The sequence below is a fragment of the Allobosea sp. GW821-FHT03A12 genome, assembly GCF_058986765.1.
The window spans coordinates 50919-76697 of the sequence record NZ_JBYSVZ010000011.1; the positions used below are offsets into that span (position 1 = coordinate 50919).

General features: G+C 68.7%; 27 protein-coding genes. 19 read left to right on the forward strand and 8 right to left on the reverse strand.

Features of this window, described 5'->3' with window-relative positions:
• Positions 1-86 precede the first annotated feature (86 nt).
• Genes AC3WLC_RS30240 through AC3WLC_RS30275 form a run of 8 tightly spaced genes read left to right on the forward strand, consistent with a single transcriptional unit; the run spans position 87 to position 7144 of the window.
• Positions 87-1289 (forward strand): ABC transporter substrate-binding protein, encoded by a 1203-nt coding sequence (locus AC3WLC_RS30240; RefSeq protein ID WP_493687607.1) that lies wholly within the window; start codon positions 87-89, stop codon positions 1287-1289.
• A 21-nt stretch (positions 1290-1310) separates the two neighbouring features.
• The gene (locus tag AC3WLC_RS30245; protein WP_493687608.1) at positions 1311-2180 is read left to right on the forward strand and encodes a branched-chain amino acid ABC transporter permease; all 870 of its coding nucleotides are present in this window, start codon (positions 1311-1313) and stop codon (positions 2178-2180) included.
• Positions 2177-3196 carry a branched-chain amino acid ABC transporter permease gene (locus AC3WLC_RS30250; RefSeq protein ID WP_493687609.1) on the forward strand — a complete coding sequence of 340 codons (1020 nt, stop codon included), beginning with the start codon at positions 2177-2179 and terminating at the stop codon, positions 3194-3196. Before AC3WLC_RS30245 ends, AC3WLC_RS30250 begins: the two co-directional genes overlap by 4 nt.
• Positions 3193-3963, forward strand: a complete 771-nt coding sequence (locus AC3WLC_RS30255; RefSeq protein WP_493687610.1) for an ABC transporter ATP-binding protein — start codon at positions 3193-3195, stop codon at positions 3961-3963. Before AC3WLC_RS30250 ends, AC3WLC_RS30255 begins: the two co-directional genes overlap by 4 nt.
• A complete protein-coding gene (locus AC3WLC_RS30260; RefSeq protein ID WP_493687611.1) occupies positions 3963-4709 on the forward strand; it encodes an ABC transporter ATP-binding protein in 747 nt (248 codons plus the stop codon). The genes AC3WLC_RS30255 and AC3WLC_RS30260 overlap by 1 nt, the downstream gene beginning before the upstream one ends.
• A complete protein-coding gene (locus AC3WLC_RS30265; protein WP_493687612.1) occupies positions 4706-5563 on the forward strand; it encodes a VOC family protein in 858 nt (285 codons plus the stop codon). The genes AC3WLC_RS30260 and AC3WLC_RS30265 overlap by 4 nt, the downstream gene beginning before the upstream one ends.
• Before the next feature lie 40 nt (positions 5564-5603).
• The gene (locus AC3WLC_RS30270; protein WP_493687613.1) at positions 5604-6461 is read left to right on the forward strand and encodes a VOC family protein; all 858 of its coding nucleotides are present in this window, start codon (positions 5604-5606) and stop codon (positions 6459-6461) included.
• The gene (locus AC3WLC_RS30275) at positions 6458-7144 is read left to right on the forward strand and encodes a class II aldolase/adducin family protein (RefSeq protein WP_493687614.1); all 687 of its coding nucleotides are present in this window, start codon (positions 6458-6460) and stop codon (positions 7142-7144) included. The genes AC3WLC_RS30270 and AC3WLC_RS30275 overlap by 4 nt, the downstream gene beginning before the upstream one ends.
• Positions 7145-7541: 397 nt before the next feature.
• On the opposite strand, the gene flgH is transcribed toward AC3WLC_RS30275, so the two are convergent.
• The 4 genes from flgH to flgF are packed head-to-tail and all read right to left on the reverse strand — an operon-like array spanning position 7542 to position 10910.
• A complete protein-coding gene (gene flgH / locus AC3WLC_RS30280; protein ID WP_493687615.1) occupies positions 7542-8282 on the reverse strand; it encodes a flagellar basal body L-ring protein FlgH in 741 nt (246 codons plus the stop codon).
• 29 nt (positions 8283-8311) lie between these two features.
• Positions 8312-9343, reverse strand: coding sequence for a flagellar basal body P-ring formation chaperone FlgA (gene flgA, locus AC3WLC_RS30285; protein ID WP_493687616.1), 1032 nt, complete (start codon positions 9341-9343; stop codon positions 8312-8314).
• A gap of 15 nt (positions 9344-9358) precedes the next feature.
• The gene (gene flgG, locus AC3WLC_RS30290) at positions 9359-10147 is read right to left on the reverse strand and encodes a flagellar basal-body rod protein FlgG (protein ID WP_291677709.1); all 789 of its coding nucleotides are present in this window, start codon (positions 10145-10147) and stop codon (positions 9359-9361) included.
• Positions 10148-10166: 19 nt separating this feature from the next.
• Positions 10167-10910: a flagellar basal-body rod protein FlgF gene (flgF, locus tag AC3WLC_RS30295; RefSeq protein WP_346363045.1), complete on the reverse strand. Its 744-nt coding sequence runs from the start codon at positions 10908-10910 to the stop codon at positions 10167-10169.
• Positions 10911-11199: 289 nt separating this feature from the next.
• Here flgF and fliL point away from each other — a divergent pair, with 289 nt between their 5' ends.
• From fliL to AC3WLC_RS30315, 4 genes are read left to right on the forward strand one after another with little or no spacing between them, the layout of a single operon-like run.
• A complete protein-coding gene (gene fliL, locus AC3WLC_RS30300; RefSeq protein ID WP_493687618.1) occupies positions 11200-11715 on the forward strand; it encodes a flagellar basal body-associated protein FliL in 516 nt (171 codons plus the stop codon).
• A 30-nt stretch (positions 11716-11745) separates the two neighbouring features.
• Positions 11746-12876: a flagellar motor switch protein FliM gene (gene fliM / locus AC3WLC_RS30305; protein WP_493687619.1), complete on the forward strand. Its 1131-nt coding sequence runs from the start codon at positions 11746-11748 to the stop codon at positions 12874-12876.
• Between the two features lie 16 nt (positions 12877-12892).
• Positions 12893-13342, forward strand: a complete 450-nt coding sequence (locus tag AC3WLC_RS30310; RefSeq protein WP_493687620.1) for a DUF6468 domain-containing protein — start codon at positions 12893-12895, stop codon at positions 13340-13342.
• On the forward strand, positions 13339-14136 hold the full coding sequence (locus AC3WLC_RS30315; protein ID WP_493687621.1) for a MotE family protein: 798 nt from the start codon (positions 13339-13341) through the stop codon (positions 14134-14136). The genes AC3WLC_RS30310 and AC3WLC_RS30315 overlap by 4 nt, the downstream gene beginning before the upstream one ends.
• A 9-nt stretch (positions 14137-14145) precedes the next feature.
• On the opposite strand, the gene AC3WLC_RS30320 is transcribed toward AC3WLC_RS30315, so the two are convergent.
• Both AC3WLC_RS30320 and cnbZ read right to left on the reverse strand, forming a co-directional pair.
• Positions 14146-15111, reverse strand: coding sequence for a Bug family tripartite tricarboxylate transporter substrate binding protein (locus tag AC3WLC_RS30320; RefSeq protein WP_493687622.1), 966 nt, complete (start codon positions 15109-15111; stop codon positions 14146-14148).
• Positions 15112-15170: 59 nt separating this feature from the next.
• Complete coding sequence (gene cnbZ, locus AC3WLC_RS30325; RefSeq protein WP_493687623.1) at positions 15171-15932, reverse strand: 2-amino-5-chloromuconate deaminase CnbZ; 762 nt, start codon at positions 15930-15932, stop codon at positions 15171-15173.
• A gap of 142 nt (positions 15933-16074) precedes the next feature.
• Here cnbZ and AC3WLC_RS30330 point away from each other — a divergent pair, with 142 nt between their 5' ends.
• Both AC3WLC_RS30330 and AC3WLC_RS30335 read left to right on the forward strand, forming a co-directional pair.
• Positions 16075-16983: a LysR family transcriptional regulator gene (locus tag AC3WLC_RS30330; protein WP_493687624.1), complete on the forward strand. Its 909-nt coding sequence runs from the start codon at positions 16075-16077 to the stop codon at positions 16981-16983.
• Between the two features lie 335 nt (positions 16984-17318).
• Positions 17319-20732 carry a tetratricopeptide repeat protein gene (locus AC3WLC_RS30335; protein WP_493687625.1) on the forward strand — a complete coding sequence of 1138 codons (3414 nt, stop codon included), beginning with the start codon at positions 17319-17321 and terminating at the stop codon, positions 20730-20732.
• Between the two features lie 194 nt (positions 20733-20926).
• On the opposite strand, the gene fliP is transcribed toward AC3WLC_RS30335, so the two are convergent.
• Positions 20927-21688 carry a flagellar type III secretion system pore protein FliP gene (gene fliP, locus AC3WLC_RS30340; protein ID WP_493687626.1) on the reverse strand — a complete coding sequence of 254 codons (762 nt, stop codon included), beginning with the start codon at positions 21686-21688 and terminating at the stop codon, positions 20927-20929.
• Between the two features lie 115 nt (positions 21689-21803).
• Positions 21804-23192, reverse strand: a complete 1389-nt coding sequence (locus tag AC3WLC_RS30345) for a hypothetical protein (RefSeq protein WP_493687627.1) — start codon at positions 23190-23192, stop codon at positions 21804-21806.
• 219 nt (positions 23193-23411) lie between these two features.
• Between AC3WLC_RS30345 and flgB the strand changes: the two genes are divergently transcribed.
• From flgB to fliR, 5 genes are all read left to right on the forward strand, one after another.
• Positions 23412-23798, forward strand: coding sequence for a flagellar basal body rod protein FlgB (flgB, locus tag AC3WLC_RS30350; RefSeq protein WP_346363033.1), 387 nt, complete (start codon positions 23412-23414; stop codon positions 23796-23798).
• An 11-nt stretch (positions 23799-23809) separates the two neighbouring features.
• Positions 23810-24220, forward strand: coding sequence for a flagellar basal body rod protein FlgC (gene flgC / locus AC3WLC_RS30355; RefSeq protein WP_493687628.1), 411 nt, complete (start codon positions 23810-23812; stop codon positions 24218-24220).
• Positions 24221-24299: 79 nt separating this feature from the next.
• On the forward strand, positions 24300-24632 hold the full coding sequence (gene fliE, locus AC3WLC_RS30360) for a flagellar hook-basal body complex protein FliE (protein WP_291680800.1): 333 nt from the start codon (positions 24300-24302) through the stop codon (positions 24630-24632).
• A gap of 40 nt (positions 24633-24672) precedes the next feature.
• Positions 24673-24939 (forward strand): flagellar biosynthesis protein FliQ, encoded by a 267-nt coding sequence (fliQ, locus tag AC3WLC_RS30365; RefSeq protein ID WP_057188754.1) that lies wholly within the window; start codon positions 24673-24675, stop codon positions 24937-24939.
• Between the two features lie 77 nt (positions 24940-25016).
• On the forward strand, positions 25017-25775 hold the full coding sequence (fliR, locus tag AC3WLC_RS30370; protein ID WP_493687629.1) for a flagellar biosynthetic protein FliR: 759 nt from the start codon (positions 25017-25019) through the stop codon (positions 25773-25775).
• The last annotated feature ends 4 nt before the right edge of the window (positions 25776-25779 follow it).

Genomic DNA, 25779 nt, shown 5'->3' on the forward strand with positions numbered 1-25779 from the left:
CGAAATAATATTGACAGGCCAAAGCCGTTCTGATCGGATGCCGGCCAATCGAGTGGCGCCAAGATCGCCCCGTTGGAGGACGTCCCATGACCGAGCGCTTTCCGCTGTCCCGCCGCAGCTTCCTCGCGACTGCAGGTGCCACCGCCCTCTCCGGTGCGATCAGCGCACCCGCTCTGGCACAGGGCGCCAGCAAGCCGCTGAAGATCGGCATGGTGACCTCGCTATCGGGGCCCTTCACTGCGCTCGGCGAGAGCATGCGCGCCGGCATGCAGATGTTCCTGGCCGAGAATGGCGGCAAGCTCGCCGGCCGCGCCGTCGAACTGATCGTCGAGGACGATCAGGCCAAGCCCGACGAAGGCGTGCGCAAGTTCCGCAAGCTCCTCGGGCAGGACAATGTCGACATCGTCTCCGGCGTGATCTCCTCCGCCGTGGCGCTCGCCGTCCGCGACGTGGTGACCGAGGCCAAGGCACTGACCTTCATCTCGGCCGGCTCGGCCAACGACCTCGCCCGCAAGGCGGCGAGCCCCTTCGTCTTCCGGCCGACCAAGACCAACTGGATGCTCGGCCACACCGCCGGCCAGTGGGCTTTCGAAAAGCTCGGCAAGTCCGGCTGCCTGACCATCGCCGCCGACTACGCCGCGGGGCGCGAATCCGTCGGTGACTTCGTCGCGAGCTACCAGCAGCAGGGCGGCAAGGTCGGCAAGCAGCTCTGGGCCCCGCTCGGCACCACCGATTTCGGGCCGCTGCTGACGACGATCGCAGCCGAGAAGCCGGAGTTCATCTTCTCCTTCTTCGCCGGCTCGGATGCGGTGCGCTTCCTGCGCCAGATGCGCGAGTACCGCCTGCACGGCAAGGTCAAGCTGATCGGCAGCGGCGCGCTGTTCGACCAGGAAGACGTCGTCTCCGCCGTCAAGGAAGCGGCACTCGGTGGGCTCAACACCTGCAACCAGTCGCCGACAGCGCCGAGCTCGGCCGCCTTCACCAAGGCCTATCAGGCGGCTCGCAACGCCATGCCTGGCGAGATGGGCACGGCCGGCTATGTCACCGGCCAGGTGATCAAGGCCGCGGTCGAGCGCGTCCAGGGCGATCTCTCCAACAAGGAGAAGGTCAAGGAGGCGCTGCTCGCCAAGGAGGTCGAGACCGTGTTCGGGCCGATGCCGTTCGATCCGCGCAACAACCAGGCGATCCTCGACATCTACGTCAACGAGATCAAGGAAGGCGCTGGCGGCCCGGTCAACCAGGTGATCCACACCTACAAGGCCGTGCGCGATCCGGGCCCGGTGGCCTAAGGTCTACGAAGGAGCTTTTCCGTGGGCTTCTACGCCGTCCAGAGCCTGAACGCGCTGTCGTTCTCGATGCTCTTGCTGCTGACCGGGCTTGGCCTGTCGGTGGTGCTCAACCTGATGAATTTCGTCAACCTGACTCACGGCTCCTTCTTCCTGCTCGGCGCCTATGTCGGCGTCTACTGGCTCGCCTCGGGCGCGCCCTGGTGGCTCGCCTTCCCGGTCGCCTTCCTGGCGGCCGGCCTCGCCGGCTTCCTGCTGGAGCGCTTCCCGTTCCGGCAGTTCTACGCGCGAACCCATCTGATGCAGGTGCTGCTGACCTATGGCCTCTCGGTGATCTTCGCCGACCTGATGCGCTGGGGCTTTGGCGCGCAGATCCTCTCGGCGGAAATCCCGGAGGCATTGCGGGGCGTCGTCTTCATCATGGACATGCCGTTCCCGATCTACCGGCTCTTCATCATCGGCTTTGGCGCGGCGCTCGCCTTCGCGCTCTGGTTCGTGATCGACCGCACCATCTGGGGCGCGGTGGTCAGGGCCTGCGTCACCGATCGCGGCTTCGTCGAGACGCTCGGCCTCGATACGCGCCGGATCTTCACCGCCGTGCTGGTGATCTCGGCCGGTCTCGGCGGCATTTCCGGCGCGCTCGGCGCCGGCATTCTCTCGGCCTATCCCGGCCTCGACGAGGAGGTGCTCATCCTGGCGCTGATCGTCGTCGTCGCCGGTGGGCTCGGCACCTTCCGCGGCACGGTGCTGAGCGCGCTCTTGCTCGGCTTCGCCATGACTTTCTCCAAGGTCTGGGTGCCGGAATTCTCCAATGTCGTCGCCCTCGCCGTCATGGCTGCGCTCCTGGTCGCGCTGCCGGAAGGCCTGGTTGCCAGGAAGATGAGGCAGGTATGAGCTCGATCGCCGACGGGACCGACCGCGTGAAGGCGTCCCCCGCCAGTGAGCGGCGCAGCCTGCCTATGACCGTGAAGCTCGCGCTCCTCGCGCTGGCGGCGGCCATCCCCCTGCTGTTCGCCGGTGACTACCAGCTGCGCTTCCTCGCCGAGATCCTGATCATCGGCACCGCTGTGCTCAGCCTCGACCTCCTGGTTGGCTTCGGCGGGCTGGTCTCGCTCGGCCATGCCGTCTTCTTCGGCGGCGCGGCCTATGCGGCGGCGATCGCGGCACAGACGCTCGGCGCCGATATCGTGGTGATGCTCGCCGTCGGCATTGCGACCGGCATCGCGGCGGCGCTGCTGATGGGCGTCGTGGTGATGCGCACCATCGCGCTGTTCTTCCTGATCCTCAGCCTGATCGTCGGCCAGATCGTCTGGGAGGTGGTCTTCCACTGGCGTGAGGTCACCGGCGGCGCCGACGGCCTGCGCGGTTTTCCGGTGCTGACGCTGCACACCGGCTTCGCCACCATCCCGCTCAACAACGGCGTCGCGCTCTACCTCGCCGCGCTGGTGCTGGCGCTCGCCGCTTATCTCGCTGCCCGCTCCTTCGTCGACGCACCGATCGGCCGAGCCCTGCTCGGCACCCGCGAGCGCCAGCTCCGGATGAGCGCGCTCGGCTATTCGATCCCGCGCATCCGCCTGATGGCTCTGCTCGCCTCCGGCGCCATCGCCGGCGCGGCCGGCGCGCTCTATCCCTTCGTCAACCAGTATGTCGGCCCCAACGCCGTGCATTGGACGATGTCGGCGATGATGATCATCATGCTGGTGATCGGCGGCGTCGGCTCGCTCTATGGCGCCTTCATCGGGTCAGCGATCTATCTGGGCATCCAGACCTATGTCTCGTCCTACACCGATCGCTGGCAGCTGGTCGTCGGCCTCGTCTTCGTGCTGACCGTGATGATCATGCCGAAGGGCGTCGTCGCCGGGCTGAAGGCCGCCTTCGGACGGCGCAAGGATGCGGAGGGCCGCTCATGAGCGCGAACACGGTCCCTGCCCTCGCGATCGAGGGCGTCGCCAAGTCCTTCGGCGGGCTGAAAGTTCTGAGTGATGTCTCGGTCACGCTCGGCCAGGGCGAATGCCTCGGCCTGATCGGCCCCAATGGCGCCGGCAAGACGACCCTGTTCAACATCGTCACCGGCTTCCTCATCCCGGACCATGGCCGCGTTGCCTTCGCGGGTGAGGACATCACCAGGGCAAAGCCGGACGTTCGCGTCCGCGCCGGGCTAGTGCGCACCTTCCAGAAGAGCATGGCCTTCCCGGAGCTGAGTGTCCGCGAGAACCTCGCGCTTGCCGCACGCTCTCGGGCCGGCGAAGGCTATGGCTGGTTCGGCAGCCGCAAGGCGGTCACTGCGGCGGACGAAGCCGCCGATGAGTTGCTGACGCGCGCCCAGTTGCGCGATCGGGCCGAACTGCCGGTCGCCGGCCTGTCCTATGGCGAGCAGCGCATCGTCGATGTGCTGGTCTCGCTGGCGATGGGCCCGCGCGTTCTGCTGCTCGACGAGCCCACCGCCGGCCTGTCGCGAGCGGAAGGCGAGCACCTGATCGAGGTCGTGCGCACGCTCGGCGAGGACCTCTCGACCATCCTGATCGCGCATGACCTCGATATCGTCTTCGGCGTCTGCGACCGCGTCGCCGTCCTCGATCTCGGCCGCTTGATCGCCTGCGACACGCCGGACGCGATCAAGGCGCATGAGGGCGCGCAGGCCGCCTATCTCGGCGCCTCGCTCGGGGAGGCCGCATGATGTCCGTACAGGCACAGCAGCAGGCGGCTCCCGCCACGTACCTTGAGGTTGTGGGACTCGATGCCGGCTATGACGGCGTGCGCGTCCTGCACGGCGTCGACTTCTCGCTGCCGCAGGGCGAGGCGGTGGCGCTGCTCGGCCGCAACGGCGCCGGCAAGAGCACACTCTGCTCGGCCCTGTTCGGGCTGGAGCCGCAAGTCACCGGCCGCATCGCGATCAAGGGCCAGGAGGTCGCCGGCTGGCCGGGCCACCGCATCGCCCGGCTCGGCGTCGCGCTAGTGCCGCAGGGCCGCGGCGTCTACGCCAACCTCACCGTCGACGAGAACCTGACCATGGCGGCGTTGTGGTCGCGCAAGCAGCCGAACCGGCGCTGGGTCAAGGAGCGCATCTACGAGGATTTCCCGCGCCTCGCCGAACGCCGCTCCTTCTCCAGCGGCGCGCTCAGCGGCGGCGAGCGGCAATTGCTCGCGATCGCGCGGGCCCTGCTGACGCAAGCCGATTTGATCGTGCTCGACGAGCCGAGCGAGGGCCTCTCGCCTCGCGCCATCGAAGAGGTCATCATCGGCACGGTCGGGCGCCTGCGCGGCGAGGGCTATACCCTGCTGATCGCCGAGCAGAACCTCGCCATGGCGCTGAAGCTGGCCGAACGGTCGCTGGTCCTCGACCATGGCCGCGTCGTGTTCGACGGGCCATCGGCGATGCTGCTGGCCGACAAGGACCTTCAGAAAGAGCATCTCGGGCTATGAGCGACGCGATCACCATCGAGCAATTGCGCTATGTCCGGCTCGGCACCGCCGACCTGAAGGGCGCGGCCGATTTCGCCGGGCGCATCCTCGGCCTGCAACTGGTCGATCGTACCGAGACATCAGCCTATTTCCGCTCGGATTATCGCGACCACACGCTGGTCTATGTCGACGGACTTGATGCCGGCCAGGCGATCGGCTTCGAGGTGCGCGATCCCGATGCGCTGGCCCATGCCGAGAAGCTGCTGCAGGGCGCCGGTTTCGCCACCACGCGCGGTGATGCCAAGGCCTGCGCTATCAGAAAAGTCCGGCAGTTCGTCTCGTTCCGCATGGCAGCCGGCTACGACATCGAGCTGGTGGTCCGGCCACTCGAATCTGGCTGGCGCTATCACGGCCCGCGCGATGCCGGCATCACCGGACTGGAAGCGATCGCCTTGCGCGGGGCGCCTGATGCGTCCGACCAGCAGGTCTGGACCAAACTGCTCGGCGGCAAGGTCAGCGACTGGGTCGGCGATGCCGCCTATATCCGCTTCGACGAGGCGCATCACCGCATCGCCGTGCACCCTTCGCAGGAGAAGGGCATCCTCTCCGTCGAGTTCGGCGTCGAGGACGTCGATCTCGTCATGCAGAACGCCTATCACCTCCGCGGCGCGCAGGCCCGCATCATGGACGGCCCCGGCCGGCGCACCGCCTCGCAGCAGCTCTTCCTCAGCGTCGCCGGCCCCGACGGCGTCAACTTCTCCTATGTCGCCGAGGGCGAGCGCCTCGCCTCCCCGCGCCGCGCCCGGCAGTTCCCGCGCAAGCGCGAATCCTTCTGCGCCTGGGGCAGCGACACGCAGATTCCCGAATACCAGTGAAGCGTCTTCGCCGGCCCCGCGCCGGCAGGAGGGAGCGACCATGATCAAGCTAGCCGATGTCTCCTATGTCCGGCTCGGGACCCGCGATCTCGAGGGCGCGACCCATTTCGCCACCGAGTATCTCGGCCTCGACGTCGCCGAGCGCGCCAAGGGCTCGGTCTATTTCAAGTCGGACGCGCGCGAGCACACGCTCTGCTATTTCGAGGGTGATCCGGGCGACCAGGTCGTGTGCTTCGAGGTCGAGGAGCAGTCCCATCTCGACGAGGCCGCGACGCAGCTCGAAAGCCTCGGCCATCCCGTCCGGCGCGGTACCGCCTCGGAGGCGGCGCTGCGCAAGGTCCACGACTTCATCGCCTTCCGCGACCCGACCGGCAATCCGATCGAGCTCGCCTGGCGCCCGGCCTATAGCGGGCGGCGCTATCATGGCGCGCGCGATGCCGGCATCACCGGCTTCAGCCATGTCGGCCTCTGCTCCAGCGACCTCGTCCGCGACGAGGCCTTCTGGACCAAGGTCACCAATGCGCAGGTCTCCGACCGGATCGGCGACGCGCCGCTGCTGCGCATCGACGAGGTCCATCACACCATCGCGCTCTTCCCCTCGCCCAAGGCCGGCATCCAGCACATCAACCATCAGGTCGAGACCGGCGACGACATCATGCGCTCGCACCAGTTCCTGAAGGACCGGCAGGTGCGCATGGTCTTCGGCCCCGGCCGGCACCCGACCTCCTCGGCCAAGTTCCTCTATTTCGAAGGGCCGGAGGGCATGGTCTTCGAATATTCCAGCGGCGTGCGCGAGATCGCCGACGAGCTGCTCTGGCGCGAGCGCCAGTTCATGTTCGAGCCGAAGGGCTTCTGCAAATGGGGCGCCAACCCCAACATCACCGAATTCAACAAGTGAGTACGTCATTGCCGCGGCCGAGCGCCGCTCAGGAAGATCTCGTCCGGCAGGCCGGGCGCGCTTTGGCGCGCCATGGCCTCGTCCATGCCTATGGCCATTGCAGCATGCGCCTCGACGCGGGCCATTTCCTGGTCTCGCCGGCCAAGCCGCTCGGGCTGGTCGCGGACGAGGATGCCTGCAGCGTCGTCCCGCTGGACGGGCCGCTGCCGGACGGCGTGCTCGGCGAGGTCCGCATCCATCGCGAGATCTATCGCCGGCGGCCGGAGGTCGGCGGCGTCGTGCGCTCGATGCCGCAGCGGGTGATGACGCTCGGCACCGCCCGGATCACGCCGAAGCCGCGGCATGGCTTCGGCAGCTATTTCGCGCCGCAGCCGCCGCTTTGGGACGATCCGCAATTGCTGCGCAATGACGAGCAGGCCGCCGCCCTCGCCGAGCAGATGGGCCTGGCCCGGGCCATCGTCATGCGTGGCAACGGCGCAGTCACCGCCGGCGAGAGCCTGGAAGAAGCCGTGGTGCTGACCTGGTATCTCGAGGACGCAGCGCGCGTCGAGTTCGAGGCCAGGGCCGCCGGCATCGCTGATGCAGGAGTCATCCTCGGCGAGGCGGAAGTCGCGCAGCGCGCGACCTGGTCCGGCGCCATCCTCGACCGGATGTGGGCCTATCTGACGACGCCGCAGCGCTGAAAGCCGGATCAGTTTCGCCTTGAGTGCGGCGCCCCCGTCATTGCGAGGAGCGTTGGCGACGAAGCAATCCAGGGGCCATAGCGCACTGCCGCCCCTGGATTGCTTCGCTTCGCTCGCAATGACGATTCAGTCAGTGCAAAACCGCTCCAACACAACCTCGTCCGAACGAAGCAAAGCCCCGCGCGGGAGGGCGCGGGGCTTCTGGCCGCCAGCCTTGGATAGCTGGGGAGCGTGACGGGCGGCCGGGAGGAAAGGCGGCTCGGGAGAGACCGCCGGCCCGGCGCGAAGGCATGGAACGTGGGGAGCGTTGCCGTCGCGCCGGAAGCTTGGGATCGGGATTTATCGTTCAGGCCTATCCTGTCTCGGAAAACCGGTTTCCACTTTTCCGGGACATGCCTCAGAACGGCAGCAGGATGTCCATCACCTGCTGGCCGTAGCGCGGCTGCTGGACGTCGGTGATCTGGCCGCGGCCGCCATAGGCGATGCGGGCCTGGGCGATCTTGGTCGAGTCGATCGTGTTGTCGGATTCGATGTCCTCAGGCCGGATCACGCCGGCGACGATCAGCTCGCGCACCTCGAAATTGACGCGGATTTCCTGCTTGCCCTCGATGACGAGGTTGCCGTTCGGGAGAGTCTGGGTGACCACGGCGGCGACATTGGTGGCGAGCTGCTCGGCCCGGCGCACCGAACCCGAGCCTTCGCTGGAGGAATCGGAGTCGAGCTTCAGGAACGAGCTGGGATCGGCGTTCTTCTTCCACTTGCTCTCGGCCCCGAAGAAGTTCTCGGCGCCGAGATCCTCGCCGTTCTTGCGGCTGCGCTTGGTGGTGTTGTCGAGCTGGGCCTTGTCGGTGACCTTGACCTTGACGGTGACGAGGTCGCCGACGAGCCGGGCCCGCTGATCCTTGAAGAAGGCGCGCGAGCCGGTGCGCCAGAGTGAATTGGGTGCGTAGGAGGCGTGCTCCACCGCCGGCATCGGCATCTGCACGGGCTTGTAGCCCTTCGTCGCGGTCGGGTCCTCGATCGGCGACAGCGCCGGGGCCTGGCCGACATTGGCGAGCCGGTCGACGGCGCCGCAGGCGCCCAGCATCAGGCTGATGCCGAGAGCGGCAGGGATGGAAAGAGGGTTGGTCCGGGTCATGGCAACGGTCCGCAACTTGAGCAATGGGGTCAGCGAGCGGCGGCGATCTGGCCGCCGCCATGCGGGCTGACATTGACGCGCCCGGGACCGGTGACGGTTCCCTGCAGCACGCGCTTCGACTGGATATTGGTGATCGCGATGGTGTCGCCGACCGCGCCGGCCTCGTTGGCGCGGCCGCGCAGGCTGATCGCGATGCCGCGTGCCTCGTAGACGATGGTGACGATGTCGCCGCGCCCTACGACCTCCTCGCGCTGGACATCGCCGCTACGCAGCACCGAGCCGGCGACCAATGTCCGCTTGGCGACCTTGCCGATCGCCGCCTTCATCTCGCCGAGCACGTCGTTGAACTGGGCATCGCGCGGGCGGCGCTCGATGGTGACGTCGCTGGGACGAAGCGTCTCGCCGCGGGCGATCGTGCGCAGCGGCACCACCACCTCGGCGGTCTCGACCAGCTGGCCGGAGACGCGCACCGGCTTGAGACGGGTCGCGGCGCTGCCCGGCATGGTCAGGCGGCCGGTGACGCGGCGGGTGCGCGCATCGTAGTTCAGGTCGAGCGCTGCGAGGTCGCCGGTCAGCTCCGGCTCGACCACGACGGAGGGCGCGCCGCCGTCGAGCAGCAGCGCGAAGGCACGCCCGTCGACGCCGAAACGCTCGAGCAGGGCCGCCTTCACCGCAGCCTCGACGTCGACCCCGGTGATCCGGCGCGCCGCCCGGGTCACCACCACCTGGGCGACGCCCTGGCTGTCGAGGTCCTGGGCATCGCGCAGGAGGCCGTGCTTGACCGCGGCATCGACGATGCGGGCGACCTGGATGGTGCCGGTGTCGCCGAGCGCCGGCGCTCGGAAGGCCGGCAGCGCCGCGTCCTGCGGCGAAAGCCCCGTGATCAGGTCGCCGAAGCCGACGATGTCGCGCGACAGGGTGAGGTCGGGCTTCAGCCTGAGCTTGGCCGCTGCAGCCGGCGTAGCCGCCGGCGCGCTTGTCGCTGCCGGAGCCGGCGCCTGGGCCAGCGCCATGGCGGGCAGCGCCGCCAGGGCCGCGATGATGAGAGTGGAGCGGATCATCTGGCTCATCCTCCGTCAGCGCATGATCTGGGTGGTGGACTGCATCATCTGGTCGGCGGCCGAGATCACCTTCGAGTTCATCTCGTAGGCGCGCTGCGCCGCGATCAGCGAGGAGAGCTCGGTGACCGCCTGGACGTTGCCTTCTTCCAGGTAGTTCTGCTGCAGCGTGCCGAAGCCTTCCTCGCCGCCGAGGCCGTCGATCGCCGGGCCGGAGCCGGCCGTCTCGACGAACAGGTTGTCGCCGATCGATTCGAGGCCGACCTTGTTGATGAAGCGCGAGAGCTGGATCTGGCCGAGCTGCTGCGGCGCGGTCTGGCCGGGCAAGGTGACCTCGACCGTGCCCTGCGCGTTGATCGAGACGCCGGTCGCGTTGTTCGGGACGGTGATGCCCGGCTGGACGAGGTAGCCGTCGCGCGTGACAAGCCGGCCCTGGCTGTCGAGATCGAAGGAGCCGTCGCGCGAATAGGCGGTGCGTCCGTCCGGCATCTGGATGCGGAAGAAGCCCTCGCCCCGGATGGCAACGTCGTATTCCTTCTCCGTCGGGCTGAGGTTGCCCTGGCTCATCACCCGCCCGGTCGAGGCCGTCTTGACGCCCGAGCCGACGAAGGTGCCGGCCGGAACCTGCGTGTTCTGGTCTGAGGTCTGCGTTCCGGCGCGGCGGATGTGCTCGTAGAGCAGGTCCTGGAAATGGATGCGCTGGCGCTTGTAGCCGGTGGTGCGGACGTTCGCGATGTTGTTCGAGATGACCTGGACGTTGAGTTCCTGGGCCATCATGCCGGTGGCGGCGGTGTAGAGTGCGCGCATGGATCTGGCTCCTTCCGCGTCAGGCTTGCTGATCGGCCAGGCGGGTGATCGCCTTGGCGCGCAGTTCGTCGGTCTTGCCCATCATCGCCGAGAGCGTCTGGTAGGCGCGCTGGACCTCGACCAGCCGGGTCATCTCGACCACGGCCTTGACGTTGGAGCGCTCGATCGCCCCGGTCTCGAGCCGCGCCTGCGGGCCGGCGGGCTGCGCGGCGGCGGTCGAGGAGAACAGGTTGGCGCCGTCGCTGGCCAGCGCCCGGGGATTGTCGAAGCGCACGATCCGGAGCTTGCCGCGCTGGCCCTGATCGGAGGAGACCGTGCCGTCGGTGGCGATGCGCGGATTGCTCTCGGTCGAGCCGAATACGATCGGCCCGCCATCGCCCATGACCGGTTGGCCGGACTGGGTCACCAGCTGGCCCCGGCCGTTGATATCGAGCGAGCCGGCGCGGGTGTAGCGCTCGCCCTGCGCGGTCTGGACGACGAGGTAGTTCTCGCCCTGCAGCGCGACATCGAGCGGGTTGCCGGTGCGCTCGATCATCCCGAGCGACAGGTCGATCGGCGTGCCCTTGTCGATGACATAGGAGAGCCGCCGATCCATCGTCGGGAAGGTGTCGGCCCGCGCCGTCGGCGAGATGTACTCGGCAAAGCGGGCAGAACGGGCCTTGAACCCGTTCGTGCCGACATTGGCGACGTTGTTGGCGATGACGTCGAGCTCGCGCGCCAGAGCCATCTGGCGCGACAGGCTGACGAGAAGCGCGTTTTCCACGGCTCCTGCTCCCGATCTGTCCCATGACCGCCCCGACGCTCCCCAGCGCGGTGGCCATGCCAGACAGGTGGCAAGCGACGTGCCAACATGGTTAACCCCGGCAAATAATTGATATCATTCGATATAGATTGGAAGGCGGCCTTCACCACCGCTGGACGGAAACCGCCCTTGCGGCAGAAACGACCCGGCAAGAATTGCCCTCCTTAACGGGCCGTTAACCGTAACTGGGCAAGGGTTAACGGCAGAAAGACGGGCCGGGGCGGCGCCCGTTCTGGGCGGGCTGGCCGAGATGGCGAAGAAGGCGAACAAAGACGACGAAGCCGCCGAGGGCGGCACTGAGGCGGCGCCGAAGTCCGGCAAGAAGAAGCTCGTCATGATCGGCGGCGCTGTGGCGCTCGTGGCCGTGCTCGGCGGCGGAGGCTGGTTCTTCTTCATGAAGAAGAAGCCTGCCGAGGAGGTGACCGCCGAACAGGCCGCGGCCGCAGCCAAGAAGCTGATCACCTTCGTCGAGATGAAGGACATGATGATCGGCATCACCGCCGGCCCGCAGCAGGACCGCCAGCCCATCGTCAAGATCAAGGTTGCGCTCGAGATCGCCGATCCCAAGACCGCCGACCAAGTTAAGCCGCTCCTGCCGCGCGTCGAGGATGCCTTCCAGGTCTTCATGCGCGAACTGCGTCCCTCCGACCTCGACGGCTCGGCCGGCATGTACCGGCTGAAGGAAGAGCTGCTGCGCCGGGTCAACGTCACCGTCTACCCGGCCAAGGTCGACGCCGTCCTCTTCAAGGAACTGCTGCTGCAATAGCGGCAGCCCGATCGCGCAAAGCAGACCGCCATGGCCAACGACGATCTCGAGATCACGGACAAGGACAAGGCCCCGCTGACGCCGGAAGGCATGGCGGCGGAATGGGCCACCATGTCCGACGTCGCTGTCGAGGACGGCAGCGAGAGCGAAGCCAATATCGATCGCCTGATGAATCAGGAAGAGATCGACACCATGCTCGGCTTCTCCATCGGAGATGACGGCAAGGGTGGCCGAAACGGCATTCAGGCGATCGTCGATTCCGGCTCGGTCACCTATGAACGCCTGCCGATGCTCGAGATCATCTTCGAGCGTCTGGTCCGCCTGCTCTCCACCAGCCTGCGCAACCTGTTCAGCGACAATGTCGAGGTGACGCTGGAGGGCATCCGCTCGGTGCGCTTCGGCGACTACATCAACTCGATCTCGCTGCCGGCGATGCTGGCGGTGTTCAAGGCCGAGGAATGGGACAATTTCGGCCTCGTCACCATCGAGTCCGCCCTCACCTATTCGGTGCTCGACACCATGCTCGGCGGCAAGCGCGGCCAGGCGGCGGCGCGCGTCGACGGGCGCCCCTTCACCTCGATCGAGATGAGCCTGCTGCGCCGCGTCATCGGCGTCGTGCTCGGCGATGCCGAAGCCGCCTTCCGGCCGCTCTCGCCGGTGAACTTCAGGATCGACCGGATCGAATCCAATCCGCGCTTCGTCTCGATCTCGCGCCCGGCCAATGCCGCGATCCGCGTCGAGCTGCGCTTCGACATGGAAGGCCGCGGCGGCTCGCTCCACCTGCTCCTGCCCTACGCCACCATCGAGCCGATCCGTGAATTGCTGCTCGAAAGCTTCATGGGTGAGAAGCTCGGGCGCGACCCGATTTGGGAAAACCACCTCGCCACCGAAGTCTGGCAGGCAGACGTCGCGGTGAAATGCGTGCTGCACGAATGCACCATGCCGCTGAAGCGGGTGATGAAGCTCGAGATCGGCGACACGCTGATGTTCGACGCCCGCCCCGATTCGGTCGCCTCGCTGCGCTGCGGCGAGTTCATCGTCAGCGAGGGCCGGATCGGCCGCGTCGACGACAAGATCGCCGTCCAGGTCGTCAGCCCGCTGCGGCGCTCGAAGACGACCATGGCTGCCTTCGACACCAGTCATCTCAATCCGACGTCCTGACCAGGGAGACCAATCCATGACCATCACCCTGATCGCCGATGTCCTGGTCGGCTGCCTGCTGGTCGCCACCATCATCACCTGCTTCGTGCTCTCCAAGCGCATCGAGCGGCTGAAGGCCGATGAGAGCGCGATGCGCCAGACCATCGGCGCGCTGATCTCGGCCACCGACACGGCCGAGCGCGCGATCGCTGGCCTCAAGCTGACGCTGGGCGACTGCGACCGCACCCTCGCCGAGCGCCTGCAGACGGCGGAGCGCTACGCTGCCGACCTCGCCCAGCAGATCGAGGCCGGCCAGACCGTGATGGAGCGCATCGGCCAGATCGTCAGCGCCGCCAGCATGATCGCCGCGCCCAAGGCCGAGCCCACGCCCGAGAAGCCCGCCCTCTCGCGCATGGCGAGCACGGCCGATGCCGCCGCCGCGATCCGCGCCCGCGCTGCCCGCAGGCTCGAAGGCCAGGCTGCGTGATCCAGACGCCCCGCCTCATTCCAGCGGTCATTCTCGGCGCCATGGGTCTCCTGGCGCTGAAGCTGCTCGCCTGGACGGCGGAGCCTTATCCGGGCAAGGTGCCCGCCAGCCCCCCGGTGCTGCCCGCGACGCAGGAAAAGGAAGTCTGGGGCCTCGCCAAGACCATCGCCAAGGCCCAGCAGCCGGGCACGTTCTGGGATCCGGAGACAACCGGCACGATCGACCCGCCGAAGCCGAAGGCCTCGCCCGAGGAGCAGGCCAAGCGCGACACCAATCCGAACAACAAGGCCGGGCTGATGAACGGCACCGTCCAGCCGGTCTCGCCGGCCGAGAAGGCGCTGCTCGAACGCCTTGGCCAGCGCCGCGACGAGATCGATGCGCGCATGCGCGAGCTCGACATGCGCGAGAAGCTGCTCGATTCGGCCGAGAAGAAGCTCGGCGGCCGCGTCGACGACCTCAAAGCGCTGGAAGAGAAGGTCGAAGGCCCGCGCAAGCAGGAGAGCGAGACCAACCAGGCGGTCAAGAACCTGGTGATCATGTACGAGACGATGAAGCCGAAGGACGCCGCCCGCGTCTTCGACCGGCTGGCGCTCGACATCCTGGTTCCGGTCGTCCAGCAGATGAACCCGCGCAAGATGTCGGACGTGCTCGCCGCCATGTCACCCGAGGCGGCCGAGCGCCTCACCGTCGCGCTCTCGCTGCGCGGCCGCCCCGCCGTCGCCACCGAGCGCGCCCCGGCCCCGACGCCAGCCGGCAACGAGCTGCCGGCGATCGAGCCCGCGCCGAAGCGCTGAGCCAAGCCGTCACTGCTGAACGGTGATGCCGTTCTCCTTGATGATCGTCGCATAGGTCGCGACATAGCGCTCGATCACCTTCTCGAACTCGGCGCCCGGCCGCGCCAGTATCGTGAAGCTCAGGGCCTGCAGGCGCTCGCGCACGTCCGGACGCGCCAGGGCCGTGAGCCAGGCTCGCTCCAGCGCCTCGCGGGCCGGGGCTGGCGTGTCACGCCGCACCATGATGCCGAACCAGCTGTCCGAGAGGAGATCCGGCAGGCCGAGCTCTGCGAAGGTCGGAACGTTGGGCAGTTCGCGCACCCGCTGGTCAGCGGTGACGGCGAGCGCGACGAGCTTACCCTCCTCGATCGGCTGGACGACATCAGGCAGGTTGCTCAGCGCGAAATCGATCCGGCCGGCATAGAGGTCGACGAAGAGCTGTGCTGTGCCGTTATAGGGCGCATGCACCGCCTTGCCGCCGACGAGCCGCAGGAAGTGCTCGGCGCCCAGATGCGGCGAGGTGCCGATCCCCGGCGAGCCATAGGTCATCGAGCCGCCGCCGTCGCGCAAGCGCTTCAGGAAGCCGGCCCAGTCGGTCTTCAGCGACGGCGCAGCCACGAGGACATGAGGTACCACCGTCGCCTGCACCACCGGGACGAAGGCGCGCTGCCAGTCCGCCGTGCGCGTCCGCAGCGTGATGTTCGCCGCGAAGCTGTTGGCGATCATCAGCATGGTGTGCCCGTCGGGCGGCGACTTCAGCGTCTCGGCCCCGGCGATGACGGTCGCCGCTCCCGCGATGTTCTCGACCACGACGCTCTGGCCGAGCGTGTCCTTCAGGCTCTCCTGCGCCAGCCGCGCCACCGGGTCCATCGAGGTGCCCGGCGTGAACGGCAGGATCAGGCGCACCGGCCGTTCGGGCTTCCAGGGCGCCTGCGCCCTGGCCAGCGTGGGCAAGGCGAGCCCCGCCAGGAGAAGCGCACGTCGATCGAGCAACATCGGAATCCCCTCCACTTGACCGTTCGATTTCCGGCAACGCGTCACATCGCTGGCGGCGCTCAGGCCGACGCCGCGATCACGATCTCCCGCGACAGGCCGCGCACATCCATCTCGTAGTCGAGCACCGCCACGGGCGGTCGCGAGAAATGCCAGGTCACGGGCCGGCCGAGGCTGGTGATCGGAGCCAGGACATCGCCCAGCAGCGGATGGATGTCCCTGATCGTGTAGACATTGGCGACCGTGGCCTCCGCCCAGCCATGGCCGAGCCCGGCGAGGCGACGCTCCATCTCGCCCATCACCCACTCGGCCTTGGCGCGTACGCCCTCGGCCGAGGCATCGCCCGGCCGGATCGTCCCCTGCGCATAGCTCGCGCCGCCCTCCGGCGCCTCGCCGCTGCCAGCGACCACGAAGCTCGCCCGGGCGCCGTCATCGGGAACGGTGTAGCTGAAGGCATGCAGCGAGACGGTCTCCGGCTTGCCGATCTCCGGACAGATATTGGTGCGGGCGACCGGGTTCACCTCTCCCTGCAGCACGCCCCATTGATCGAGCCGCGAGGCGTAGAGCCGGTTGAAGGCGTCGAAGCCGCCTTCCGAGAAGGGCTCGGGCGAGCGCAGTTCGCAGGAGCAGAACGCGGTCAAGGGCCGGCCCACCTGCTTCAGATGCGCCTCGACCAATGCAAGGCCGCGATCCATCGGGACCGGTCCCGCCAGTTGCGCGCGCTCGATCCGGAAGCCCGGCTCAGCCGCGACCCCGCCGGAATACTGGTAGACGGCCGGGATGAAACGGTAGCTGCCGTCCTGGCTGGTGCGGGTGGAGTACATCGGGTCGGTTCCTCGCCTGGTTTTCCTAGTCGTAGAAGGCGGGCCGGTCGCTCAGCCAGCACGGTTTCGCGGAGAGTTCGTTGCCGATCCGGCAACGCTCGCTTACGGTCGGGGGCTCACGCATCCACCGCGGCTCGCTGCCATGTCGCTCACCCGCTATCGCTATTTCGCACTGGTTGCCGATCACGGCTCGGTCCGCGAGGCGGCGGATACGCTGCGCGTCGCGCCTTCCGCGATCAGCCGCCAGATCGCCAGCCTGGAAGAAGAGTACGGCACGCCCCTGTTCGAGCGCCGGGCGCGCGGCATGCGCCTGACCACGGCGGGAGCGGCCGTGCTGGAGACGGCCCGCACCATCCTCGACAGCGTCCAGAGCGCGCGCGCCGCCATCGACGAGCTCCAGGGCATGAAGCGCGGGCATGTCCGCGTCTGGACGGTCGAGGGCGCGATGGACGATTTCGTCTATCCGGCCCTCGCCGAGTTCTCGGCCGCCCACCCCTCGGTCAGCTTCGACATCATGGTGGCGAGCTCCGACCAGCTGGTGCAGCGCCTGCTCGACGACGAGGCCGACATGGTCGTCGCCTTCAATCCGATCCAGCATCGCAGCGTGCTCTCGCTCGCAGAGATCGCCGATGCGCTGGTCGTGGCCGCCCACCCGGACGATGCCGTCGCCGCGCGGCCATCGGTCAGGGTCGCGGAGATCGGCGAGATGCGCCTTGCCCTTCCGGACCGGACCTTCGGCCTGCGCCGCCTCGTCGACGACATGGTCGCGGCGGCCGGCATTGCGCTCAAGCCGGCTTTGGTCACCAATTCGATCCAGTCGTTGCGCTCCTTCGCGCGGGCCGGCCTCGGCGTCAGCATCCTGACCCGCTGCGCGACGCGGCGCGACGTCTCTGAAGGCCGCCTGGTCACCATCCCCCTCCAGGGCCGCAACCTGCGCAAGGCCTGCCTCAAGATCTGCGTGCGCAACGGCCGAACCCTGTCCCCGGCGGCGCGGGCTCTGTCACGGCATCTCGCCCGCAGCGCCAGGAGCTATGCGGCCGGCCATGCCTGAGGAGCGGGCCCGGGAAGGGAACGCAACTGCCTCCCAACAGTGCGCCCCCTTCCCTCGGGCACAGGCCCGCCTCGCCGCGAGTGCCATGTTGCAGCTGGCCCATTCCGGGGCGAGTGAGCGGGCTTTAGACGCCGCTCCCCGGCAGGCGGATGACGAGCGGATTAAGAGAATGACAGATGTGGCCGGCGCGCTGTCCTGCATCGACAAGCGCGGACGGGCACGGCCTTCACAGGATGGCGCCCCTTAACCCCCCGTTATCCTTGACGGGCTAGCCTCCGCGCAGATTGGAGCGGCCTGTCGCTGCTTTGCCAATCGCGTCGGGTTGAGTAGCGGTCGTGCGTATCCTGCGGTCCCTGAGCTTCGGCATTGGCCTGGCGGCATTGAGCCTCGCTGCCGGCTTTGCCGCGCCGGCAACGGCGGCCACCGCGACCTTGCGGGGCGAGGCCATGCGCGCCGGCTTCGGCCGCATCGCCTTCGCCTTCGACGAGCCGGTGACGACGCGGGTGCGCGTCGCCAATGGCGTCGTCGTGATCGGCTTCAGCCAGCCGGTGAAGCTCGATCCGAGCCGGCTCGCCGCCGAGCTGCCTGCCTATGTCTCGGTGATCAGAATCGACCCCGACGGGCGCGGCCTACGCCTGGCGCTCGCCCGTCCCTATCGCGCCAACCTGCTCGAAGCCGGCGACAAGGCCTTCATCGACCTCCTGCCGGAGAACTGGGCCGGGCAGTTGCCGGGCCTGCCGCCCGAGGTCCTCGCCGAGCTCACCCAGCGCCTGCGCCTCGCCGAGGCGCGCGCCCGCGAGATCGCCCGCATGCCGGTGCCCGCGCCGAAGCCGCTCGGCTTCCGCACCGCCCGCCTGCCGACGCTCGATCGCTTCATGTTCTCGGCGCCGCCCGAGGCCATGCTCACGCCCAGCCTGGACGACGGCAAGCTGACGCTGAGCTTCGACCAGCCGCTGGCGGTGACGCCGTCGCAGATCCGCAGCCTGCTCCCGGCCGACTTCACGCTGGAGCAGGCGACGATCGGCGACGACCGCACCCAGCTCGTCTTCAGCGTGCCGAAGGAGCGCCAGCTCCGCAGCTTCCGCGACGAGGCCGGCTGGACCGTCGACCTGGCGCATTCCGGCGCCGCAACCCCGCTGTCGCTCGCCGATCTGCAGGCGCTTCCGCCCGGCACGGCCAAGCCGGCAGAGACCAAGCCGGCGGACGGCAAGGCCTCCGAGCAGAAACCTCCGGCGACGCCCCCCTCTCCCGCCCCGAAAGCGGAGGCGCCAGCGGCCCAGCCCAAGCCCGTGGCTGCCGTTGCCGCCGACGTGCCGCCGCGCGATGTCGAGATCGCCTCGGCTGTCGACGGCGATGGCGGCCGCATCGACTTCCGCTTCTCGCGGCCGACGGGCGCCGCCGCCTTCACCGAGCCCGGCCGGGTCACGCTCGTCTTCGACACCCGCGACACGCTCGATCCGGACAAGCTCAAGGGCGTACTGCCGGCCCTGGTCGAGAACGTCACCGTCACCCGCGAGGCCAAGGTCACGCTCGTCAGGCTGAAGACGCGCCGCCAGCAGTTGGTCCGGCTCTCCGACGACAACACGCAATGGTCGCTGAGCTTCGGCGACAGGGCCGGCAAGCCGGCCGGCGCACTGACGCCCCGCCGCGACGCCGACGAGCGCGGCCAGACCATCGTCACTGTCCCGGTGCCGGGCCTGACCGGCGTGCACTGGCTGGAGAACAGCGAGGGCGGACCGAGCCTGGCCGTCGCGACCGCACTCGGCCCGACGCGTGCGGTCTCCAAGCCCTATCGCTTCATCGAGTTCGGCCTGCCGCAGAGCGCCCATGGCGTCGTCGTCAGCGCCGTCGCGGACGATCTCGCCGTACGCGCCGACACCGACGAGGTCCGGATCGGCCGCCAGAACGGCCTGATCGTCAGCCTCGATTCCGAGAGGCCGAAAGAGGCGGACAAGACCGCCCAGGCCCCTGCCCGCCCGCTGCTCGACGGCGAGGCCTGGTCGGCTCTGCACACCAACGACATCCGCGACCGCGCAGCGGCCTTGCTGCGCGAGGTCGCCGCCGCCTCGCGCGGCCGCAAATCCGAGACCCGGCTGGCGCTGACCCGTTTCCTCGCCGCCAACGGCATGATGCCGGAGGCGGCCGGGCCGCTGAATGCGCTGCTCGCAGACGACCCCGCGATGCGCGGCAACCGCGACGCGCTCTTCCTGCGCGGCCTGATCGCCACCCGCATGCAGCGCAGCGCCGAGGCGCTGAAGGCGTTCGACGCCGCCCCGATCCGCGACGAGGCCGAGACCGGGCTCTGGCGTGCGCTCTCGGAGCAGCGGCTCGGCCGCAACGCCCAGGCGCTCGCCGGCTTCCGCCGGGCCGAGGATATCCTCGATCGCTATCCGGCCGACCTCCAGGCCGAATTCCGCCCGGCCATGGCACGGGCTGCGCTCGCCACCGGCGAAGCGACGGTGGCGGAAAAGCAGATCGGCCGGCTCGCCGACATGCCCGAGGAGTTGGTCAATCCCGAGGAACTGGCGCTGCTGCGCGCCCGGCTCGACGATGTCAGCGGCCGGCCCGAGGCAGCGATGAACGGCTACAAGCCGCTCTTCGAGGCGAAGGCACGGCCGGTCGCAGCCGAGGCGCAATTGCGCGCGGTGAAGCTCGCCCGCGCCGAGAAGCGCGCCGATTTCTCGGCCGACGAAGCCATCGCCCGGCTCGAGACCGTCTCGGCGATCTGGCGCGGCGGCGAGATCGAGATCGAGGCGCTGGCCGAGCTCGGCCGCCTCTATGCCGAGCAGCAGCGCTGGCGCGACGCCTTCCAGACGGCACGGCGGGCCAATGAGGTCTTCCCGGAGAACCCGGCGACGCGGCTGCTGCATGACGAGACGGCCCAGCGCTTCGAGGCACTGTTCAGCGATCCCGATCTGGAGAAGCTGCCGCGGCTCGAAGCTCTGGCGATGTTTTACGACTTCAAGGACTACCTGCCGATCGGCAGGCGCGGCGACGAGATCACCCGCCTGCTCGCCGACAGGCTGGTCGAGCTCGACCTGCTCGACCAGGCCGGCGAGATCCTGCAATATCAGATGGACCGGCGCCTGACCGGCGCGGCGCGCTCGACCGTGGCGACGCGGCTCGCCATGATCCAGCTGATGAACGGCAAGCCGGCGCAGGCGCTGCAGGCGATCGTCTCGACCCGGCTCGCCGAATTGCCGGCCGATGTGAAGCGCGCCCGCCTGCTGCTGGAGTCCAAGGCGCTCTCCGATCTCTCGCGCACCGACCAGGCGCTCGACCTGCTGGAGGGCGAGAGCGGCCCCGAGGTCGACCGGCTGGGCGCCGACATCCTGTGGAGTGGCCGGCGCTGGCGCGAGGCCGGCGAGGCGCTGGAGCGCATCCTCGGCGAGAGCTGGCGCGGCCAGGCGCCGCTCAGCGACGGCGAGCGCGCCGACGTGATGCGTGCCGCGATCGGCTATGTCATGTCGGACGAGGCGCTCTCGCTCGACCGGCTGCGTACCAAGTTCGCCGCCAAAATGGCGCAGGGCGCCGATGCCCGCCTGTTCGGCTTCGTCACCGGCGCGAGCCGGGCCAGCGCCGCCGACATCCGCGAAGCCGCGCGCGCCGCCGCCGGCTCCGACACGATGAGCGACTTCCTCAAGGAGTATCGCAAGCGCTACCCGGCCTATTCCAGCACCGTGCGCGAGCGGCGCAAGCCCGCCGACACCGATGCCGCCAATGCCGGGCCGAAGCCGGGCCAGGGCTGAGAGCGACGCCGCAGGACTGCCTCCGGAACCTCCCGTCTTTCCGGGGCTTTGCGCAGCAAAGAGCCCGGAATCCATAACCGCAATGGTTCACGAAGAAGGCGTCAGCCGGTCCGCATCTTTTCGGAATCACCGGTGTTCATGGATTCCGGGCTCGCCGCTGCGCGGCGCCCCGGAAAGACGGAGAGGAGTGCGCCTCACCCCCCGTAACTCTTCACCAGCGATCCGGCGACCAGCCCCCAGCCGTCGACCAGCACGAAGAAGATCAGCTTGAACGGCAGCGCCACCGTCACCGGCGGCAGCATCATCATGCCGACCGACATCAGGATCGAGGCGACCACGAGGTCGATGATCAGGAAGGGCACGAACAGCAGGAAGCCGATCTCGAAGGCGCGCCTGAGCTCCGAGATCATGAAGGCCGGCACCAGCACCTGGATCTGGATGTCCTCCGGGCGCTCGGGCTTGGGCTCGCGCGACATCTCCATGAACAGCGCCAGGTCCTTCTCGCGCACATGCTTCAGCATGAACTCGCGGAACGGCACGATGCCGCGCTCGAACGCCTCCTGCGGCTGCATCTGCCCGGCGATCAACGGCGCTCCGGCGACGCGATAGGCCTCCTTCAGGGTCGGCGCCATCACGAAGCCGGTCAGGAACAGCGAGAGCCCGATGATCACCGCATTGGGCGGCGCGGTCTGGGTGCCGAGCGCCGAGCGCAGCAGCGACAGCACCACCGCGATGCGGGTGAACGAGGTCACCATGATCAGGATCGACGGCGCCAGCGACAGCACCGTGATCGCGGCGATCAACTGTAGCGCCCGCTCGGTGACGCCGCCCTGGCCGAGATCGAGCGAGAGCGTCTGGGCCTGCGCAACGGCCGCAGTCCCGAGCAGGCCGAGCCCGGCGGCGAACGCCGCCAGCCAGCGCAAGCTCCGTCTTGTGGGTATCCGCCTGCCCATCATCCGTCCCCGCCCGAATCAAGGCGCGGGCTCGCGGGAACGCTAGAGCAAGGCTCGGGGGCGGGCGAAGAGGCTTTCGGCGGCTATCCCCCGGCGCCTTCACACCGGGGGAGCAGGCTCAGTTCTTCGACTTGGGATCGCGCCCGAGCAGGCGGGCGAATTCGGCCTCGATCGCATCGACCGAGAACGGATCGTCCTCGGGCGGCTTGGCAGCCGGCTTCGGTTCCTCCACCGGCTTGGCCTCGGCAGGCTTCGCATCGGCAGCCTTGGTGTCCGCCGGCTTGGCCTCCGTCGACTTGGACTCTGCAGGCTTCACGTCGGCCGGCTTTTCAGCAGGCTTCTGCTCACTCGGCTTAGCTTCGTTCTTGGCCGGCGCTTCGGCCTTCACGGCAGCCTCGACCTCGTCGAGCACATCGTCGAAAACCGGCGCGAACTTGCCAGGCTTGCTCGGCTCCGGCACTGGGGCCGGCGGCGCCTGTTCCTTCGCCGGCTCGGGCTTTTTCTCGTCCAGCTTCGCCGGGCCAGGAACCGGCGGCTTCGGCGGCGCGAAGACCGGCGGAGCGACCAGAGGCGTCTCCGACGCCGCCGGACGTGCCGGCCCCGGCTTCAGCCCCAGCGCCATTTCGAGTTCGGCTTCCATGTCGAGAGCGGGACGCGCCGGCGCGGAAGCCGGGCTCGGGGTCGGAACCGGCGGCTTGGCTGCGGCTGGCGGAACGGGCTGCACCGGAGGAGCCGGCGGCGGCACGACGGGCTTGGGCGCCGGCGCCGCCTCGGGCTCGGGGCGCGGAGGGGCCGAGCCGGGCCGCACCGCCGAGAACGGACGCTTCAGCGCCTCTTCGAGCTGCCGGGCCATGTCGCCGAGCTCGCTGGCGCTGGCCGCGGGCGCCGGATCGCGCGTCAGGGCCGCGCCGATACCGGCAGCGCCCGCGGCGACGGCCGGCGGAATCGGTGCCGGAGCCGGCCGCGGCGGAATCGGGGGCTGAACCGGAGGCTGGGTCACAGCGCGCGGCGGCGGAGGTGGCGGCGTCACCGGCCGTGGCGGCGGCACGGGATCGACCGGAACGGCCGGGGCCGGCACCGGCGAAGGCGGCGCCGGCATGGGCGGCACAGGCCTGATGTCCTCGGCGGGCTGCGGGCGCGACTCGGGCTCGAACGCCAGCGGGCGTTCCGCCAGGCCTTCGCTCGGCAGGGGCGCCGCGACGCGTCCGCCACTGCGCACGATATTGGTCTCGACCACCACGTCGGAGGCGCCGCCGATCATCACCAGATGCTCGACATTGTCGCGCCGCACCAGGATCAGCTGGCGCTGCCGGTCGAGGTCGTAGACGTCGACCACGCCGAGGCGCGGCTGGCGGGTGCGGCCCCCGCCCTGCCCTTTGAACTTGAGCCGGCCGCCGCTCATGCGCCGCAAGAAGAAGCCGAGCAGCGCGACCAGGAGCAGCACTACTGCGAAGGCGATGATCCAACGCAGGCCGGAGGAAAGTTCGAAGCCAAACAGAGTCTGCAAGGTCTGCCTCATGAAGCGACGCGACAGCCGCCGACCGCTCTTTGTAAGGGCGTTCAGGCGGATAGACGGAGTTGGCTATACCATAAGCGCCGCCAGTTCGAGAAACATGGTTAGCGGATGGTTAACACCATCGCGCAGATCCCTGTGAATTAACCCGGCATTAACCATGCACCCGGCAATAATTTCCCACTTCGGCAGGAGCCGACGGGAGATTGCGGCATGGCGAATGACGGCCTTGGCCTGATGGGAGCGCTGAAGGCGCGGATGCACTGGCACCAGGCGCGCCAGAAGCTGCTCGCCGAGAACGTCTCCAATGCGGATACGCCGCGCTTCAAGCCGCATGACCTGCGCGCGCCCTCGCCGGCCGGCAATGGCGGCGTGACGCTGGCGCAGACCTCGCCGCTGCACCTTGGCCTGTCCGGTCAGCGGAACGGCTTCGACCCGCGCGATCCCAAGCGCTTCGAGACCACGCCGAGCGGCAACAGCGTCAATCTCGAGGACGAGATGATGAAGGTCGCGCAGAACCAGTCCGACTACCAGCTCGCCGCCTCGCTCTACAGCAAGAGCCTCGGGCTGATGAAGATCGCGATCGGCAAAGGCCGTTAAGGAACCACGCCATGGACCTGCTCAAGAGTCTCGCCGTCGCCGCCTCCGGCCTGAAGGGCCAGGCCGGCCGCATGCGCGTCATCGCCGAGAACCTCGCCAATGCCGATTCGTCGCCGGAACGCGCCGGCGCCGACCCCTATCGCCGCAAGATCGTGACCTTCCAGGGCAAGCTCGACCGCGAGCTCGATGCCCAGGTCGTCGAGCTCGGCCGCGTCAGCCGCGATCGCAGCGATTTCCGCAGCAAATACGATCCCGGCCACCCGGCGGCGGATGCCAGCGGCCAGGTCAAGCTGCCCAACGTCAACTCGCTGGTCGAGACGATGGACATGCGCGAGGCCCAGCGCAGCTACGAGGCCAACCTCAACGTCATCTCGTCCACGCGCCGGATGATCCAGCGCACCATCGACATCCTGCGCGCCTGACGCGTTAGCGCGCTTTCCGTTCGGCTGACTTCAGCCGAACGACAAGAATTCGCGCCACTAAATCAGCGGAGCCATTCTCATGACCACCTCGAGCTTTGCCGCCGGCGCCTATGCCTCGATGCAGGGGATGGGCGCGAGCGCCCTCCTGAAGAAGCCGGCCTCGGTCGGCGGCCTCGACGGCGCCGGCGCCGGCCTGCCCGACTTCTCCTCGCTGGTCAGCAAGGCGCTGGACTCGACCGCGCAGAGCGCCCGCCAGGCCGATATCCAGACCGGCAAGGTCGCCGCCGGCCGCTCCGATGTCGTCGACGTCGTCACCGCCGTCGCCGAGAGCGAGGCTGCGATCGAGACGCTGGTCGCCGTGCGCGACCGCGTCATCGCCGCCTATGAGGAAATCATGCGGATGCCGGTCTGACGACCGCCGTCCCGCCCAACGCCGAACGGAACCCCAGCCGATGACCTCCGCAGCCATCCTCGACGTCGCCCGCGACGGCATCGTCGTCTTCCTCAAGGCCGGCGCGCCGCTGATGCTGATCGCGCTCGTGGTCGGCCTCGTCGTCTCGCTGATCCAGGCGCTGACGCAGATCCAGGAGCAGACCTTGGTCTACGTCCCGAAGATCATCGCGGTCTTCGCGGCCCTGCTGCTGTTTTTGCCGTTCATGGGCGACGCTCTGGCAGGTTATATGGGCAGGGTCGCCGTCCGAATCGCCACGGGCGAATGAGCCTCGCGCCAGCCAGCGCCTCCTCGCTGTGGAGTCCGGCCGGCGCGCCTTGCTGGCGCCGGAGCCGGGTCCGCCCGATGCAGATCGCAGTCCTGCCCGAGATCAGCGCGCTGTTCGTGCTGGTCTTCGCGCGCGTCGGCACGCTGGTCATGCTGATGCCGGGCATCGGCGAGCGCCTCATCCTGTCGCGCGGCCGGCTCTCGCTCGCCTTCTTCGTCGCGCTCGTCATCCTGCCGATGGCGCGCGGCGCCATCACCATCCCGCAGACCCCGGCGGCGCTGGGCGGGCTCCTGATCAGCGAGATCCTGGTCGGGCTCGTCATCGGCGCCAGCGTGCGCCTCTTGATGGGCGCGCTGCAGACCGCCGGGTTCATCATCGCCCAGACGCTCGGCCTCGGCTTTGCCGTCACGGTCGACCCGACCGGCGGCCTGCAGAACCCCTCGCTCGCCAACTTCCTCTCGATGCTCGGGATCACGCTGATCCTGGCCGCCGACCTGCATCATCTGGCGCTCGCCGCCATCCATGAGAGCTATCGCCTGCTGCCGCCCGGCGGCTTCCCCGAGATCGGCGACGTGATGACGCTCGCGGTCAGGGCGATGAGCCAGGGCTTCTCGATCGCGGTGCAGATCTCGGCGCCGTTCATCGTCTTCGGCCTGCTGTTCAATCTTGGGCTCGGCGTGCTGGCGCGCCTGATGCCGCAGCTCCAGGTCTTCTTCCTCGCCGTCCCCGCCTCGATCCTCGGCGGCATGCTGGTGCTGCTCGCCTCGGTCGGGGTGATGATGGGCGTCTTCCTCGACGATCTCGGCGCCTTCCTGCGCCAGTTCATCGGTCTCTAGAGGA